Below are 16099 nucleotides of genomic sequence, written 5' to 3'. Positions count from 1 at the left end.
CCGCCAGCGACTCCCTCGCACGGGCTCCTTCGCGGTCGCCGAGGGCGACCGCTCGGAGGCGCGCGCCACCGCACCGCCGCGTTCATTTATAAGTGATCGTTGGAGTCGCTCACGATCCGTCGACCCGGTCGACGAGGTCGCTCGCGGCCGCTGCCGCCCGTTCCTGAACCGCGTCGGTGTCGAGCGTCAGGACCTCCCGATCGCGCATCAGGATCTCGCCGTCGCAGACGGTGTGGCGCACGTCGCTCCCGCGCGCCGCGTACGCGAGGTGCGAGACGGGGTCGTGGACCGGCGTGAGGTGCGGCGCGTCGAGGTCGACGACCGCGAGGTCGGCGGCCGCGCCCGGCTCGATCCGGCCGCCGGGCAGGCCGAGGGCCTCGGCCCCGCCGGCGGTCGCCATCTCCACGACCGCTGCGGCGGGCACCGCGCTCGCGTCGTCCGCGGCGAGCTTCCCGAGCATCGCGGCGTCGCGCATCTCGTCGAACACGTCCAGATCGTTGTTCGAGGCCGCCCCGTCGGTGCCGAGCGCGACGGTCACGCCCGCGTCGCGAAGCCGCTGTACCGGGGCCATCCCGCTGGCGAGCTTCATGTTCGAGGCCGGACAGTGGACGATCGCAGTCCCCGCCTCGGCGAGCCGCTCGATCTCCGACTCGTCGAGGTGGACGCCGTGCGCGAAGAAGTCGTCCGGGCCGAGCGCGTCGAGATCCTCGGCGTACGCGATCGGGCGCTCGTCGCGCTCCTCGACGATCGGGTCGACCTCGTCCGTCGTCTCGTTCGCGTGAAGGTGAGTCGGGACCCCCGCCTCGCGCGCTTTCGCGACGCCCTCGCGGAGGTACTCCTCGCCGACCGTCGTCAGCGAGTGCGGCATGAACGCGGTCCGGATCCGTCCGTCTGCGGCGCCGTCGAGGTCGCGTGCGACCGTCAGGCTCTCCTCGACGTCGGCGCGGGCGTCCGCGTCGTCTTTGCCCACGGTCACCACGCCGTGGCCGAGTCGCGCGCGCAGTCCCGCGCGGTCGACCACGTCTGCGACGCGCTCCATCGCGAAGTACATGTCCGCGAAGGCCGTCGTTCCCGACCGGATCATCTCGAGGACGCCGAGCTCGGCGCCGGCCTCGATGTCGTCCGGGGTGAGCTCGGCCTCGGCCGGCCAGATATCCTCGCGGAGCCACGGGTCGAGTGGTTTGTCGTCGGCGTATCCCCGAAGGAGCGTCATCGACGCGTGCGTGTGCGCGTTGACGAGCCCCGGGATCACGAGTCCGTCGTCGGCGTCGAGGGTTTTGGTTTCCCCGTTCTCCTCGCCCACTGCGACGATCGTTCCCGCGTCGCGGTCGATCGTGACATCCGACTCGGTCACGCGGCCGTCGGGGCGGAGGACCCGCCCACCCGTCACGCGAAGCGTGTTCATGCTTCTCGGTTCCGGCCGGCGGACCTAACGCCTTCCGTTCGTCGGTGGCGCGTCGGCGCACCGCTGGCACCGCGGATGCTGTGTCGTCGCCCGCTCCGCCTCCGAACGTTCTTCACCGCCGCGGTCGGAGTTTCCCTATGGCAACCGACGCCCAACAGGCGTGTTTCGAGGCCGGGATCAAGTTCGGCTCGCTGTACCACCAGTTCGCAGGGACACCCGTCAGCCCGTCGAGCACGCGGAGTCTGGAGGCCGCGATGGCGGAGTCGATCGAGAACCAGCCGTTCTGCGAGTCGGTGAGCGTCCGGATCCACGACGACCGCGTCGCCGACGCGATCGACCACGAGAACGGCTACACGGAGCTGACCGGGTCGCTGATGGACGTCGAGATGCGGATCGAACACGAGGGCGTCACCGTCAACACGCAAATGGCGATGCACGACGGCTACCCGCTGATGGAGATCGTGTCGGTCGAAGCGGCGAAAAGCGACTGACAACCGGCGAGGGCGCTGTGCCGTGCGCCGCGACCGTCTTTCTCTCGCGGTCGGAAGGGGACCGGCGACCCGCAGCCCACCGGAACGACGACCGAAGCGTCGGCGCGTCTCACCGTACAACTCGGGTCGCGAAGATCGGCACCACAGTCGACGTGCACTGCGGTTGGACGTATCTGACGGTCATTGACGGCCACTCAGTTCGGCGATCGCTTTCTTTCATCGAGAAGCGACTAGCGCTCGTAAGCGTATACCGACTCCGGGTCCGGGAAGAACGCGTCGGGGTCGTCGTGGTCGATCGTTCCGAGATGCGTTCCGTCGAGTTTCTTCACGTGCGTGTACATGCGTCCGCGATCGAGTGCGGTCCTGGCGAGCGGCGCGGCGAACTGTAGCCGGAACGTACCGGCGATAAACACGGCGATATGCTCGTCGTGGTCGAGGCATTCGGTGACGATGAACCGGACTCCCTCCGCGTCGGCCTGGTAGACCCCGATTTCGTCGAAACTGGCTCGGTCGTACAGTGCAACGAACTCGTCTTCGACGTTGCTGGGAACGACGTAGCTCAGCCCCCACTCGTCCGATTCGCCCGTGTCCGGTGTCTTCGGGGTCGTGTCCCCGGCGGTGATGGTGAGCGTCTCGTACCCGGCCTCCTCGCGGTCGGCGGCCATCGCCTTCATATCCTCGATCGTCCGTTTTAGTCCCGCTTTGGACTGTTTAGCGGTCTCTGCGCGTCGTTTGGCGTCACTCGTCTCTGAGCCGTTCGGCTCCGTTCGAACCATGCTCCTGCACGGGTACAGAGCAATAAAACGCTTGTGCGCTTCACACGCCGACGCCCGCGACGAACTCGAGCGACAGCGAGACCGCCAGGATGACGAGGCTCGTCACGAACAGTTTCACGTTGCGACTCACCCGATTCTCGAACGGAACGGTCATCTCACGGAGAGGCGGGAGCCGCATGAGTCGGGCTTCGATCTCCCACGCCTGTTCGGTGTCGAAGCTGACGCGTTTGTGATCCCGCCGTTTGGGCTTCGGCTGGATGGCCACCCCACCGAGGCCGAACAGCGCGAAGCCGACGACGAACAGGACGTACTTCAGCGTGAGTAGCCCGTCGCCGAACGCGTACGCGACCGCGGCGCAAGCCACGACGACCGCGGTAGACGCGGCGCCGACCCAGACGACGAACTCGCTGATCCGAGCGAGGCTACTCGCTGTCTGCACGGCGCGTGATCACGGGCTCCACGTCGTCGTACTCGTCGTCGTGTCGGTGGCAGTAGCTGTACCGACCCGACGCGGACACTCTGTGCATCTCCGGCGGCTCTCGATCGCAGACGCTGGCGAACTCGTCGTACAGGTGTTCCTGCGCTTCCGTCGGACGGCCACGCTTGACCATCCCGACTGCGGTCCGGATCTGTTCGTTGACCCGTTCCGGCACGTCGAGGCCACCGAAGCTGTCCGCCATGCCCTCCTCGATGTCGTCAAACCGATCGAACCGGTCGAACTGCCGCCTGACCCGGTCGCCAGTCGAGAGCCTGATACGGGCGCGTTCACGAACGACCTCCCTGAACTGTTCGATTGCGCTCCAGACCTCGCCGTCGAGGTCGGCGTACGCCTCCGGCTTGATCTTCGCCGGGCAGCGAGTCGAGAGGTTACACCCCGCCGGCGCGTCGCTCGGGCTCGGAGGCGTTCCGGAGAGGGTTATCCGCCGAGACGTCTCGGTCGGATCGGGCTTCGGAATCGCGGATAAAAGCGACTGCGTGTACGGATTTGACGCCTCTGTGAACAGCTCTGCAGCCTCTCCCATCTCCATGATCTTCCCGAGATACATCACGGCGACACGATCGGAGATATACCGAACCACCGAGAGGTCGTGTGCGATGAGCAGATACGTGAGATTGAACTCCTCCTGGAGGTCCTCGAGGAGACTGATGATCTTCGCCTGGACGCTCACGTCGAGGGCAGAAACCGGTTCGTCGAGCACTAGGAAGTCCGGCTCGAGCGCGAGCGCTCGCGCGATCCCTATCCGTTGTCGCTGTCCGCCGGAGAACTGGTGTGGGTACCGAAAGTAATGTTTGTCGGGGAGACCGACCGCCGACAGCAGATCCAGCACCCGCTCACGCCGATCGTTCATCGTCTTCCAGTCGTGCGCGTCGAGCGGTTCCCGAATGATCTCTCCGACTGTCATCCGATCGTTCAGACTGGACTCGGGGTCTTGAAACACCATCTGGGCGTTTTTGCGCCACTCTTTGAGTTCTGTCCCGGAAAGCGTCGTCACGTCGGTGCCGTCGTACACGATCGATCCATCGGTGGCGCTTTCGAGTGCCAGCAGGGTGCGGCCGAGCGTGCTCTTCCCGCACCCGGACTCGCCGACCAGCCCGAGCGTCTCGCCGCGTCTGATCTCGAAGTCGACGCCGTCGACCGCCTTTACCGGCGGATCGGCGAACAGCCCGTCGCCTCCATAGTACTTTTTGAGTCCCTCAACTTCCACCAGCACCTCCGACTCCTCAGTCGGACTCGACCGCTCAACTGCGTTGCTCATGAGTGTTCCTCCGTTCGTTCGGTCGCTTCCTCGACGTGTCTCTCAACGCGCTCCGTCTCACTCAGGCCGTCGGGGTACAACAGACACGACGCCGTGTGGTCCTCACTATCCCCGACGGGAACGTGTTGTGGGGACACGTTGTCACAGGCGTCGAACGCCTTCGAACACCGAGGCGCGAACCGACAGTGATCGGCCGGTTCGTTCGGTGTCGGCACCTGCCCCTCGATCGTTTCGAGTCCGTCCACACGGGAGTGTTCACCGGGAATAGACCTGAGCAGCGCCCTCGTGTACGGGTGTTGTGGGTTCGCGAACAAATTTTCGACGGTCGCCTTCTCGACGATCTGTCCCGCGTACATCACGTTCACGCGGTTTGCGATGTCCGCGATGACTCCCATGTCGTGCGTGATGAACAGTATCGACAGCCCGCGTTCCTCTTGCAGCTCTTTTAAGAGTTCCAATATCTGTGCCTGGATCGTCACGTCGAGCGCTGTCGTCGGTTCGTCACAGATCAGAAAGTCCGGGTCACACGCGAGCATCATCGCGATGACGGCGCGCTGGCGCATCCCGCCGGAGAACTCGTGTGGATACTCGTTTAACCGGCGTTTGGCATCCGGAATGCCGACGGCCCGGAGCAGTCTCGTCGCCTCCGCAGTCGCCTCTTCGCCCGTGATGTCGCGGTTGATCGCGAGCGACTCACGGATCTGATTGCCGACGGTGTAGACGGGGTTAAGCGACTGTTGGGGGTCTTGAAACACCATTCCGATCCCGCTTCCGCGGACCGACTGGTACTGTTTCTCCGAGAGGTCAGTGAGTTCCCGTCCGTCGAAGGAAATCGACGACTCCGGGAGTATCTTGCCGGGCGACTCGATCAACCCCATAATCGAGCGAGCGGTGACGCTTTTGCCCGATCCGGACTCCCCGACGATTCCCACCGTTTCGCCGCGACCGACATCGAAGCTTATCGAGTCGACCGCTCGGATTGTCTCGTTATCCGTGTAGAAAACGGTTTGGAGGTCTCTCACGGAGAGGATCGGGTCCTCACTGCCCTCCATCGCTTCTGTGCCCGCGTTCTGTGGCTGAGACATCACGCACCACCTCCTGCGGCCGCCTCTTCGCCCTCTCCGGCCTCGGTCTCCGGATCGATGGCGTCGCGGATCCCGTCACCGAGGGCGTTCATCCCGGTGACGAGGAGCACGATCATTAATCCGGGAATCAGCGAGATGTGCCACGAGACCGAAGAGACGTAGCTTTGTCCGGCCGCGATCGCCCGCCCCCAAGCGGGAGTCGGGGGAGATATCCCCAAGCCGTTCCCGAGGAAGGACAACGCCGAGAGACTGATAATGATCCCTCCCACCGACATCGAGGCGTAGACGAGCAAGTAGCCGAGGATGTAGGGTAGCATGTGCTTTCGCATGATCTTTCGCGGTTGTTGGCCGTAGCTCTCCGCGGCCCGGACCCACTCCTCCTGTGCGACCTGTAACGCCGGCCCACGAACCGCCCGCCACAGGAACGGCCACGTCGTGAATGCGAAGATGAGCGCCAACAGGAACCCGCCATCGAGTACCCCTCCAAGCCACGTGTCCGCAAAGACCGCACTCATCATGATCAACAACAGCAGCTGTGGGATAGAGACAACCCCGTCTGAAACCGTGAGGATCCCGAGATCGAGCGATCCGCTGTAGTACGCGGAGAACATCGACAGCGTCATCGCGACTACTGCGGCGCCGGTGATCGCCATCCCTGAGACGATCATCGTGATTCGGGCCCCGCCCATCATGAAGGTGAACAGGTCACGACCGTTCGGGAGCGTCCCGAACGGGTGGAAGCGGCTGTAGTCGTCGTACGACATCACCCCGACGTTGGTCTCGACCGCTCCCTTGGACTTCGAGTCGAAGTTGGCGTCGCCGGCGAACACCATTTCGACGGTTCCCTCCTCTGACAAGTATTGAATCTGACTTTCCTCGGAGTAGGGACTCTGGATGTTCTGATCGACCGTCGAGGGAGCCAGCGCAGAGCCGAACGTCGCCATTGTCAGAAACACGACCAGCACGATGAGCCCGAACTGACCCCATCGGTGGTCGCGAAGGTTATTGACGATATCGTCCGTGGGACTCCAGTCGGCCTCGCGGTAGTGTTCGCGATAGACGAGCCAGCCGCGGAACAGCCAGTAAGCGGTAAAGAGGGAATACGCCATGATGAGCAGGAACCTGATCGCCCACGCGACCGCGGGCTGGAGTCCGAGGAAGGTCCCCTGCCACGAGCCGTCCGCGGTCTGGTACCCTTGATTCGGGATGACCTCGCGACCGAACAAGGTCGGCAACTCTCCGAGCGCACCTCCCACATCCCGGAGCATACCCACCGCACCGGTCTGGAAGTCGAGGACGATCTGTGCGAGTCCGGGAGTGACGTAGCTCAACGCGATCTCGATAGCGGCCGTCACGCCGAGGATCAACGCGTCGAGCATGCCGACCGCGATCCCCGCCCACGTCGCGTACTCGACGGCGATCAACACGAACATCGGAACGGCCCACCGTAAGAACGGCTCCGGATCCTCCGTGATGCGGGCGGAGAGGGACAGATTATCACGGTGTGTCAGTTCATCTCGAATCGACTCGGTGGTGTGACGATCGGACATGTTACTCACTCTCTCCAAGGCTGATTCGTGGATCGATGTACGTGTACAGGAGGTCTTGGCTGATGTTGAACAGGATCTGGATCACGATGAAAATGAACACGAGCGCCATCACGAGCGGGATGTCGGGCCCCAACACCGCGTTGAAAAAGAGGTTGCCGAGGCCGTTGATACCGAAGACCGCCTCGACGAGGACGGATCCGCCGACCAACAGGTAGAACTCGCCCATGATGACGGGCAAAAGCGGGATGACCGCGTTCCGTCCGACGTGTTTGGCGATGATCCGGCGGGGAGAGAGCCCCTTCGCCTTTGCGGTCTCGACGTACTTCGAGTTGATGCTTTCGAGCACTGCAGTCCGTCCGATCCTGACCTCGTTCCCCATCGACGACGATCCGAGAACGAGCGCCGCGGGCAGTATCCACTTGAACGCGACGAACATCGGACCGGGATTGGGCACCGGGATGAACAGCAGCTCTAGATACGGGATACCGGTGAAGAGATCGATGTTGGTGAACAGGTTGTTCAACGCGTCCGGGGTCCCACTGACCTGCGTTTCGACGATCGCAGTGCGGTAGAACTCGAGGGCGCCTCCGGCGGTGATCAGTCCGGAGATGATGACGGCAAGCCAGAAGTTCGGCATCGCGCGCCAAACGATCCCGAACCCGGAGGTCGCGTAATCTCGGAACGTGTTCGCGCGCAGGCCGGCGTACAGTCCGAGCGGGATGCCGACCCCGAGCGCGATGACGACCGACCAGAAGCCGAGCCACAGGGTCGCGGGCATCCGGTTGATGATGAGCTCGGTGACGGGCGTCTCGCGCTGAATCGTCCACGACTCACCGAAATCGAGCGTGAACAGGTCGCCGACGACTCGGAAGTACTGCTCCCACAGCGGTACGGGGTTCCCGGCCGCATCGATGTAGTTCAGTTCCATCCGCAGCTGTCGGATGTCTGCGGGCGTCGCTTGTTGACCGAGGATGCTCCCGACGGGATCGATCGGTCCGAGGTAGAGGATCAAAAACGACATCGTGACCCCGAACATCATGACCGGAACGGCGAGTCCGAACCGCTTGAGTATGTAGACGCCTCTGTTCATGCTTCGATCACCGGATCGGAAAACGCCGTCTCCCCGACCGTTCGCCCTCGCGGGGATCGCCTAGCCGGAATCGACCGATTCGAACGCAGCGCGGTCGGTACGCGCCACGATCGGCTGATCGATGCCGATAAGCACAGTGGGTCGTTCGTCGAGTCTATAGGAGGCAAACGTGGTAAACTGGTATCAGTGGCCATTGTTAATCATATCGATTAAACAACCGGGAGGGAGAGCGGATCGCCGGTTCGAGACCGACGACCGAAGCGGACGTGGGTTTATTCGCCCTGCCAGTGGTTGGCGTACCCCTCACCGCCGCCGGGGAAGACCTGTGGCGGCGTGAGGTGGTACGCGGCCTCGCCGCGGCCCTTGAAGACGCTCTCGGTGAAGTCGTCGCGCGTCATCACGTACGCCATCGCCTTCCGGACCGCCTCGGGGACGTTCTCCATATTGAACGCGATGTAGAACGTGTCGATCGTCGGCGTCCGCGACATGTTCACCGTCTGGTCGTTCCCGAGCGGACCGTACGTCCCGGTCTGTTGGGCGCCGTCCTGACTCGTCAGATCGGCCAGTCCCGGGTCGAACTGTGAGGTCGGAATCCCGCTAACGTCCGCGTTCTCGTTGAGGAACCGGTTGTATATCGCGTTCGGCTCGCTGAGGATCGCAGACCGGATGTTCCCGACGGCCGGCTCTCCGTCGTGGTAGTCTGCGAACGCCGAGGCTCGGAACTCGCCGCCGACGCCGGAGTTCCATTCCTCGAAGACGTACGGGCCACAGCCGACCGGACTCGTCGAGAACTGCTGGTAGTTCATCTCGCCGTCGTACCCCTCGATGTCGCCCACGATACCCTCGGGGACGGCCGAGAACGCCGAGTAACTGAGCACTTCGAGCGCGTAACCGAAGGGCTCGCGAAGCGTGACACTGAACGTGTAGTCGCCGGTCGCCTCGACGGCGAGCGACCCGGGCACGATGTTTCCGTTGTCGTCCTCCTCGCGGTCGATGTTTAGGACGCTGATCGGGAAGTACGTGTTTGTCGAGTTCGAGGACTCGACCAGACGCCGGATCGAGTAGACCATGTCGTCAGCCGTCAGCTCGCCGTAATCCCCGTGGAACTGGACGCCCTCCTTGAGCGTGAACTCGTACTCGGTGAGCTCGTCGTTCGTGGTGTAGTCCTCGATCAGGAGCTGCTCGACCTCGACCGTTCCGTTGACGTAGTTGAGCGGCGCGTCGAACATGTCCATGATCTTGGCGCCACTCGCCGTGTTCCCCGACGCGATCGGGTCGAGTGCGTTGAAGGTCGCGGACGTGCCCTTCAGCGTGTCGCTGCCCTCGAGTCCTTGGACGGACGTGCTGGTCTTCGCCCGAGACGCTCCCATCCCGCCCGGCGGATCGTAGTCGACTCGGTCGTACCAGAATATGTCTTCGACGCTGTGATACACCGGGAGCAACGCCGCAGACTCCCAGAGGAGCTTCTCTAACCGAAGCGTTGCGTCCGCGCGTGCGCTCTCCGCCGAGTCTTTGTCGCCCGGATTCCCCGCAAGCTGCGCGAACGCCTCCGACATCGCGCTACGGACTTCCGGGTCGGTGTTGGAATCTTCGCTCCAGAACAACCGCGCACCGTTCGGCGAGACGCCCTCGGCGTCGTAAATCGTGTTATCCGGATCGACTAGCTGAGCGAAGTTTCTGACCCCCGGGTAATCCGCGATCCAGCCGAGCGTGAACGCGTCCATTTCCCCTTTCTCGGTCCGTTCGAGGAGGGCACCGAAGTCGGCCTTGCTGATGCTCATATCGACGTAGACCGACTCGAGCCGGGCGCGAAGCGTGTTCGCGATCTCCTCCCACGCCGGGGAGTTGTACTGGAGCCAGTCGAGACTGAACCGGTTGTCCGGACCGTATCCGGCCTCTTCCATCACCGCTCGAGCGTCTTCGATTCGGTTTTCGTTAGCCCCGTACGGGTACGAAGACGGCATCAACTGGTCGGATCCGTCCTCGCCGTCGGATCCGTCCTCGCCGTCGGATCCGTCCTCGCCGTCGGATCCGTCCTCGCCGTCGGACCCGTCGCCGCCGTTTCCGGAACAGCCCGCGATGCCGGCCGTGAGTGCCGACGCTCCGGTCGCTTGGAGGAACTGACGCCGCCTGAGTTTGTCATCATCTGGCATACGTTGTTGGTTTTTTGGTCACGGCAATTAATACTTTGCATATGTCCGCTAATTAGCAACCGATCCGCCTCGATAAACGGTGTTTTCGTCGGATCCCGAACCGGTCTCCGGTCATACCTAAACGAATCTCACGGAGTGTCCGCCCGGCCCTGTCTCGCTCGGCAAAACGCGCTTCGACCGGAGCAGTTTGACAGCCGCATCGCGGCGCTTCGCTGTGCGACCTTGGCCGAAAGCCGAGCGTTCGGACGGACTGCTCTCAGCCGGTCTCGGTCGTTTCCTCGCCGGTCTCAGTTCCCTCGCCGCTGATCGACCGAACGGTCCCGACCCCCTTACTCGACCCCTCCCGGAAGACGAACCGCTGGCCCTCTTCGACCAGGTACGGACGGAACTTGAACCGAACCGTCGTTCGGCCGGTGTCGCCGGGGAGGAGCCGCCCGCCTTCCGGGGCGAAGACGGCCGCCTCCGAGACGGTCTCGACGTGGACGACCGGCTCGTACCCCTCCTGTATCCGCGTCGGGTGATTCAACACCATCACCTCGGCCTCGAACTCGCGGACCGGCTCGGGGTCGCTACCGCGGGGTACCAGAGCCATCCCGCGCTTGATCTCCTCCTCGTCGACGCCCTTTAAGGCGATTCCGACGATCCGGCCGGCGGTCGCCTTGTCGACTCGGTGGTAGTGCATCTCGATCGAGCGCACTTCCACCTCGCGGAAGGAGCCGTCGGCCATCGGGCCCAACAGGAGTTCGTCGCCGGCCTCCACGGTGCCGGAGTTGACCGTGCCGGACGCGACCGCACCGACCCCGGTCACCTTGTAGCTCCGGTCGACGTACAGCCGGAACTCCGCGCGCTCCGGGGTCGCCCGCTTCGGGAGCGTCTCGAACAGTTGGTCGAGCGACCCGATTCCCTCTTTCGACACCGCGCTGGTTCGGAGCAGCGGGACGACGCCGTCGCCGACCTCCGCCACCGCCGTGTCGATCCCGTGCCGGTCGACGAGGAGGGGCGTTTGGCCCGCGTCTCGGAGCATCGACTCCACCTCGCGCTCGACGTCGGCGAGTCGCTCGTCGCTCACGGCGTCCGCCTTCGTGATCGCGACGATCGTCGGCAGTTCGGTCGCCAGCAGGATCCCGAGGTGCTCGCGGGTCGTCTTCGTCGGCCCGTCGTCGGCGGCGACGACGAGGAGCCCGTAGTCGAGCTTCTGGCCGACGAGCCCGCGGATCGTCGTCCGGAGCCACGGCTCGTGGCCGACCGTGTCGACGAACGAGACCAGTCGGTCCGCCTCCTCGACGATCCGGGCGCGGTCGGACTTGCGGTGCGGGTTGTCCATCCGGACCGGCTCGTGGTCCCCGTCTTCGAACCCGTAAACGGCGTACGACAGGTCGGCGGAGAGCCCGCGTTCGACTTCGTGGGGCTGAACGTCGAGGAAGCCGCGCGTACCGCCCTGTCCGTCGTCGGGTCGGCCGGTGACGAGGGTCCCGACGAGCGTCGACTTCCCGTGGTCGACGTGGCCCGCCGTCCCGATCACGAGGTGGTCGTCGTCGGTCTCGAACATCCCGCCGTCGCGGAGGGTGGCGAGGCCGACGAGCCCCTCATCGCTCCCGTTCCCGTCACCGGACTCCGTCCGGTTGCTCGCGGCGCCGCGCGACGCGGTGGCCGAACCGGCGCTCCACGTCTCGACGTCGGCGATGTGGGCGTCCGCCTCGTCGGCCAGAAGCGAGAGCACGTCCATCGTCTCGGAGAAGGCGTCGGGAGCGGTCCCCGCCAACCCACCGTCGTCGGTGACGCCGAGAACGTAGGTCGCCTCGCCGTCCCCGGAGAGCACGCGGTGGCGGAGCTGAGCCACGAGCGACTCCATGCGGCCCTCAGCGAGGTGGACCTCACGAGTCAGTCGCTCCTTGAATTCGATCTCGCCGTCGGCCCGTTCGCCGCGCTCGATGGCCCGCCGGAGGGCGGACCGGTCAGCGCTCATGTCCGATCGTAGGCGACAGCCGGGCTTAACGGTTTTCGTGGTATGCGTCCGCACGTCATGCGAGTGGTATCGAGCGCTCGGGAGCAGACGGGAGCCGACAGGACCGCTCTTGAGCGCTCCTCACTAACGCGAACCCACAGCCTTAGCACGCCGCCGACGCAGGAACGAGACGATGGACCTCGTCGAGAAGTACCAGTCGGCGCTCGTCCTCGCCGCCATCCTCATTGGCCTCGCAGTCGGGCAGGTCGACGGCGTCGCGCCCGTCGCGGACCGGCTCATTCTCCCGTTCCTGATGGTCATGCTGTTCGCCGCGTTCGTCGGCATCTCGCTGTCTCGGCTCCGTGAGGCGTTCGGGAACCGCCGAGTGGTGGGATCGAGCCTGCTGGTCAACTTCGTCTGGAGCCCGCTGCTGGCGGTCGGACTCGGCGCGATCTTCCTCCGCGACCAGCCCGCGCTCTGGGTCGGGCTCATCATGCTCCTCGTGACGCCGTGTACTGACTGGTACCTCGTGTTCACCGACATCGCCGACGGCGACGTGCCGCTGGCGACCTCCGTGTTACCGTACAATCTCGTCCTTCAGCTGGTGTTGCTCCCGGTGTATCTCTACGCGTTCGCGGGGACGCTTGTCGACCTGCCGCTCGCGCTCCTCGTGGAGAGCGTCCTGCTCGTCTTGGTCGTCCCGCTGCTCTTCGGTGGTATCGCCCGGTGGGGACTCACTCGGACGAAGGGAGAGATGTGGTTCAGAGACCGATTTTTGCCGCGGCTGAGCCCGATTCAGATCACCTTTCTCGCGCTGGCCATCGGAGCGATGTTCGCGTCGCAGGGCGAGGTGATCGCCGAGAATCCCCGCCTGTTGGCGCTGCTGGCGGTTCCCGTCGTCCTGTTCTACGCGATTAACCTCGCGGTCGGGTTCGCCGCCGGGCGTCTGCTCTCCTTTTCGTACGGCGAGATGGTCTGTTTCAACAACACGATCCTCTCGCGGAACTCGCCCACCGCGCTCGCCATTGCCGTCGTCGCGTTCCCCAACGAGCCGCTGATCCCGCTGGCGCTCGTGATCGGACCGCTGCTCGAGCTCCCTCTCTTAGGAATCATCGCACAGGTCCACCTCGCGATCAGGGAGCGGTGGACGGCTCGCCTCGACGGATCGTCGAACGACCGTTAGCTCTCGCACTCGTGAGTTCGACTCGCAGCGCAGAAGATGACCGTCTCTCGTCTCCGGTTTCGGCGCGTCCGTCTTCCCGCTTACTCGCGGGGAGCGCTTCTCTCCCGGCTCACTTCTCGGTCAGATCGACGTACGTCCGGCGGACGGTCACGGGCGTCACGTCGGCGGCGTCGGCGGCCTCCTGTTGGGTGCACTCCGCGTCAAGCTCGCGGGCCGCGGTGTAGAGGCAGGCGGCGGCGACGCCGACGGGATTGCGACCGTTCGCGATCCCCTCCTCGACGGCGCGCTCGGCCAGTTCGCTGGCGCGACGCTCCACGGCGGGATCGCAGTCGAGGTCGCTCGCGAACCGCGGGAGGTACTCGGCGGGGCCGGTCGGCGCGATCGGCAGCCCGAGTTCGCGATTCATCGCGTCGAAGGCCGCTTGGTGTTCGTCTTCGGTCGCCTTCGCCTCGGCGCAGATCTCGCCGACGGTCCGAGCGACGTCGGCAGTCCGGCAGGCGACGTAGACGCAGGCGGCCGCGAACCCCTCAAGCGAGCGCCCGCGGAGCAGGCTCTCGTCCTGCGCGGAGTCGAACAGCGTGCAGGCCGTGTCGCGGACGCTGTCTGGGAGCTCTAAGACGCCGATGAGCCGCCGGATCTCGGTGTACGCGTACACCTTGTTGCGGTCGCGCTTCGTCGAGATCTGCGCGCGGTTGTGCTGGGTCCGCATCCGGGCGAGCCGCCGCCGCTTGCGCCCCTTGACCTTCGTCGACCGCCCGATCTCCGTCGAGAGCCCGCGGTCGTGGCGCGACCGCGTCAGCGGTGCGCCGGTGCGCTTGGGGTTCGTGTCGTCGTCGTCGAACGACCGCCACTCGGGACCGTGGTCGATCCGGTCGGCCTCGACGACGAGCCCGCAGTCAGTGCAGACGCGCTCTGCGGCGTCGACGCGCGTCCGACCGCCGCACTCGGGACACGTCTCGCGGGCGGCGGTCTCGCACGTCTGCGTGGCCTCGCTGGTCCCTCTTGTCTCGCTGGTCTCTCTTTCCGCGCTGGCCGCGACGGTCCCGGCGCGGTCCGCGGTCGCGGCGTCGTCGGTTTCGGTACGGGGCGAACGAATCTGCGTCGAGCGTGCCTCACTCATCACACGTCGAACTCGGGCCCGATGCCTTACTTAAACCCGGGAGAATCCGGGGTCGATCGACCGGATCGGCGCGCTCGAACCGACCGGTAACCGATCGGTGCTTAGCCGGTTCACCCGGCCGCAGTACGGTGGTTTTAACTCTCTAAAGGCGACAGCGATCCGCATGACGCTGTCGGAGATCGCGGACGGGCTCGAAGTGACCGCGAGCCAGTGCGATCGGGGGGTCGCCGTCGCGGACGACACGGAGACCCCGCTCGTCGATCGGCTCGCGGAGCACGCGGACGACCTCCCGTGTACGCCGGAGGCGACGGCGACGCTCATCGACGGCTACACCGCCGGCCGGAGCGTCGGCGACGCGGCCCGCGAGGCCGGCGTGGCGCCGATGACTGGCGCGAAGGCTCTCCACCGCTGCGGCGTCGAAGGCGTCTGCCCGCTCGCGCCGAGCCGCCGCGACGTGGTCCGCGACTGGCTGGACGGTCGGCTCGCGCGCAGCGAGGCGGTCGCGCTCGCCGGCGGCGACGAGGCGGACTTCGCGCTGGCGACGTATGTCGAGACTCACGATCCGCTCTCTGCGGTCGCCGAGGCGGTCGACGCCCACATCGCCGGCTCCGCCCCGCTCGGTGTCGGTTCCGGCGGTTTCGATGGAGGCGACGACGATGTGCTCGGCGGCGCGCTCGGGTCGCCCGACGGACTCCGCTGAGCGGGGCAGCGGGTCCGATCGCTGTCGCTCAGGGCGTCAGTCGGTCGACCAGCCCCGGCTCCTCGAACTCGATCCCAACCGTCGCGTCGAAGGCTCCCTCGAACGCCGCCGTGACGGCGCGCGCGTATGCCCCGTTCCCCGCTGCCGCCGTCGGCGCGCTCGCGATTGCGGGGTCGGTCGCCGGGAGGTGAGCGTCCGCGTCGCTCTCGGCTCCGCCTGCCTCGCTGTCCGTCTCACTGAGGCCTCCCGCCACCGCGATCGACCGGTCTACTCCGGCGCCCACGTCGGCGATCCGACCCCGGAGGCGCTGGAGGGCGTCGCGTCCGTGGGCCGTCGCCGGGAACACCGCCGCCGTCCGGTCGGCGGTTGTGACCCCTGCGACCGCCTCGTTTGAGCCGACCGGCGCGGCGTCGACGACCACTGCGTCGTAGCTCGTCTCGGCCTCGTCGATCCGCCGCTCAAGCTTCCGGGCCGCCTCCGCGGTCTTCGCCCGGGCGACGCGTTCGAAGGGCGCGCGGGCCGGAATCGCGTCGGCGCGTCCCGGGAGGTCCGGCGCGTCGCCGCCAGCCGCGGCGCTCGTTCCCCCGTCGCTCTCGTCTCCCAGCGCGATCGGATACGTCGCCGCCGACAGCGACGCGCCGGTCTCGTCGGTGACCAAGGTCGTGAGGTCCGTCCCGATCCGACCCGACACGTACTCCGAGAGCCCCTGCGTCGTGAACGCGGCGTCGACGACCGCCACGTCACGACCGTCTCGCGCGCCGAGCGCTGCCAGTTCGACCGCGGTTCGCGTCGTTCCCGCGCCGCCGGTCGCTCCGACGAGCGCGAGCGTCGTCGCCTGCATGCG

The 16099-nt window shown here is 65.7% G+C and carries 14 protein-coding genes; 3 read left to right on the top strand and 11 right to left on the bottom strand.

All coding sequences use genetic code 11. The annotated features are described in order from the left end of the window. Positions 1-109: 109 nt before the first annotated feature. Positions 110-1405: an amidohydrolase gene (locus ACNS88_RS06180; protein WP_435094921.1), complete on the bottom strand. Its 1296-nt coding sequence runs from the start codon at positions 1403-1405 to the stop codon at positions 110-112. A gap of 137 nt (positions 1406-1542) precedes the next feature. Here ACNS88_RS06180 and ACNS88_RS06175 point away from each other — a divergent pair, with 137 nt between their 5' ends. Continuing rightward, positions 1543-1896, top strand: a complete 354-nt coding sequence (locus ACNS88_RS06175; RefSeq protein WP_435094920.1) for a dihydroneopterin aldolase family protein — start codon at positions 1543-1545, stop codon at positions 1894-1896. A 230-nt stretch (positions 1897-2126) separates the two neighbouring features. On the opposite strand, the gene ACNS88_RS06170 is transcribed toward ACNS88_RS06175, so the two are convergent. The 8 genes from ACNS88_RS06170 to ACNS88_RS06135 all read right to left on the bottom strand — a co-directional run bounded on the left by ACNS88_RS06170 (position 2127) and on the right by ACNS88_RS06135 (position 12273). Then, complete coding sequence (locus ACNS88_RS06170) at positions 2127-2672, bottom strand: DUF7529 family protein (protein WP_435094919.1); 546 nt, start codon at positions 2670-2672, stop codon at positions 2127-2129. Positions 2673-2712: 40 nt separating this feature from the next. Further along, positions 2713-3111 carry a DUF7555 family protein gene (locus tag ACNS88_RS06165; protein WP_435094918.1) on the bottom strand — a complete coding sequence of 133 codons (399 nt, stop codon included), beginning with the start codon at positions 3109-3111 and terminating at the stop codon, positions 2713-2715. Continuing rightward, on the bottom strand, positions 3095-4429 hold the full coding sequence (locus ACNS88_RS06160) for an ABC transporter ATP-binding protein (protein ID WP_435094917.1): 1335 nt from the start codon (positions 4427-4429) through the stop codon (positions 3095-3097). Before ACNS88_RS06160 ends, ACNS88_RS06165 begins: the two co-directional genes overlap by 17 nt. Beyond that, positions 4426-5514, bottom strand: coding sequence for an ABC transporter ATP-binding protein (locus ACNS88_RS06155; RefSeq protein ID WP_435094916.1), 1089 nt, complete (start codon positions 5512-5514; stop codon positions 4426-4428). The genes ACNS88_RS06160 and ACNS88_RS06155 overlap by 4 nt, the downstream gene beginning before the upstream one ends. Further along, positions 5514-7064, bottom strand: a complete 1551-nt coding sequence (locus ACNS88_RS06150; protein WP_435094915.1) for an ABC transporter permease — start codon at positions 7062-7064, stop codon at positions 5514-5516. The genes ACNS88_RS06155 and ACNS88_RS06150 overlap by 1 nt, the downstream gene beginning before the upstream one ends. A 1-nt stretch (position 7065) precedes the next feature. After that, positions 7066-8154: an ABC transporter permease gene (locus ACNS88_RS06145; RefSeq protein WP_435094914.1), complete on the bottom strand. Its 1089-nt coding sequence runs from the start codon at positions 8152-8154 to the stop codon at positions 7066-7068. A gap of 272 nt (positions 8155-8426) precedes the next feature. After that, positions 8427-10307: an ABC transporter substrate-binding protein gene (locus tag ACNS88_RS06140; RefSeq protein ID WP_435094913.1), complete on the bottom strand. Its 1881-nt coding sequence runs from the start codon at positions 10305-10307 to the stop codon at positions 8427-8429. 256 nt (positions 10308-10563) lie between these two features. Continuing rightward, positions 10564-12273 carry a GTPBP1 family GTP-binding protein gene (locus ACNS88_RS06135; RefSeq protein ID WP_435094912.1) on the bottom strand — a complete coding sequence of 570 codons (1710 nt, stop codon included), beginning with the start codon at positions 12271-12273 and terminating at the stop codon, positions 10564-10566. Between the two features lie 172 nt (positions 12274-12445). Between ACNS88_RS06135 and ACNS88_RS06130 the strand changes: the two genes are divergently transcribed. Beyond that, positions 12446-13435, top strand: coding sequence for an arsenic resistance protein (locus ACNS88_RS06130; RefSeq protein ID WP_435094911.1), 990 nt, complete (start codon positions 12446-12448; stop codon positions 13433-13435). Between the two features lie 109 nt (positions 13436-13544). On the opposite strand, the gene ACNS88_RS06125 is transcribed toward ACNS88_RS06130, so the two are convergent. Continuing rightward, positions 13545-14555: a transcription initiation factor IIB gene (locus tag ACNS88_RS06125; protein WP_435094910.1), complete on the bottom strand. Its 1011-nt coding sequence runs from the start codon at positions 14553-14555 to the stop codon at positions 13545-13547. A gap of 163 nt (positions 14556-14718) precedes the next feature. Between ACNS88_RS06125 and ACNS88_RS06120 the strand changes: the two genes are divergently transcribed. Next, on the top strand, positions 14719-15255 hold the full coding sequence (locus tag ACNS88_RS06120) for a DUF7858 family protein (RefSeq protein ID WP_435094909.1): 537 nt from the start codon (positions 14719-14721) through the stop codon (positions 15253-15255). A gap of 28 nt (positions 15256-15283) precedes the next feature. On the opposite strand, the gene ACNS88_RS06115 is transcribed toward ACNS88_RS06120, so the two are convergent. Then, the gene (locus ACNS88_RS06115) at positions 15284-16096 is read right to left on the bottom strand and encodes a P-loop NTPase family protein (protein WP_435094908.1); all 813 of its coding nucleotides are present in this window, start codon (positions 16094-16096) and stop codon (positions 15284-15286) included. Between the last annotated feature and the right edge of the window lie 3 nt (positions 16097-16099).

The sequence above is a fragment of the Halorubrum shenae genome (assembly GCF_051194165.1).
In the GTDB taxonomy this organism is placed as follows: Archaea; Halobacteriota; Halobacteria; order Halobacteriales; family Haloferacaceae; genus Halorubrum.
This window is presented reverse-complemented; position numbering and strand designations above follow the sequence as displayed.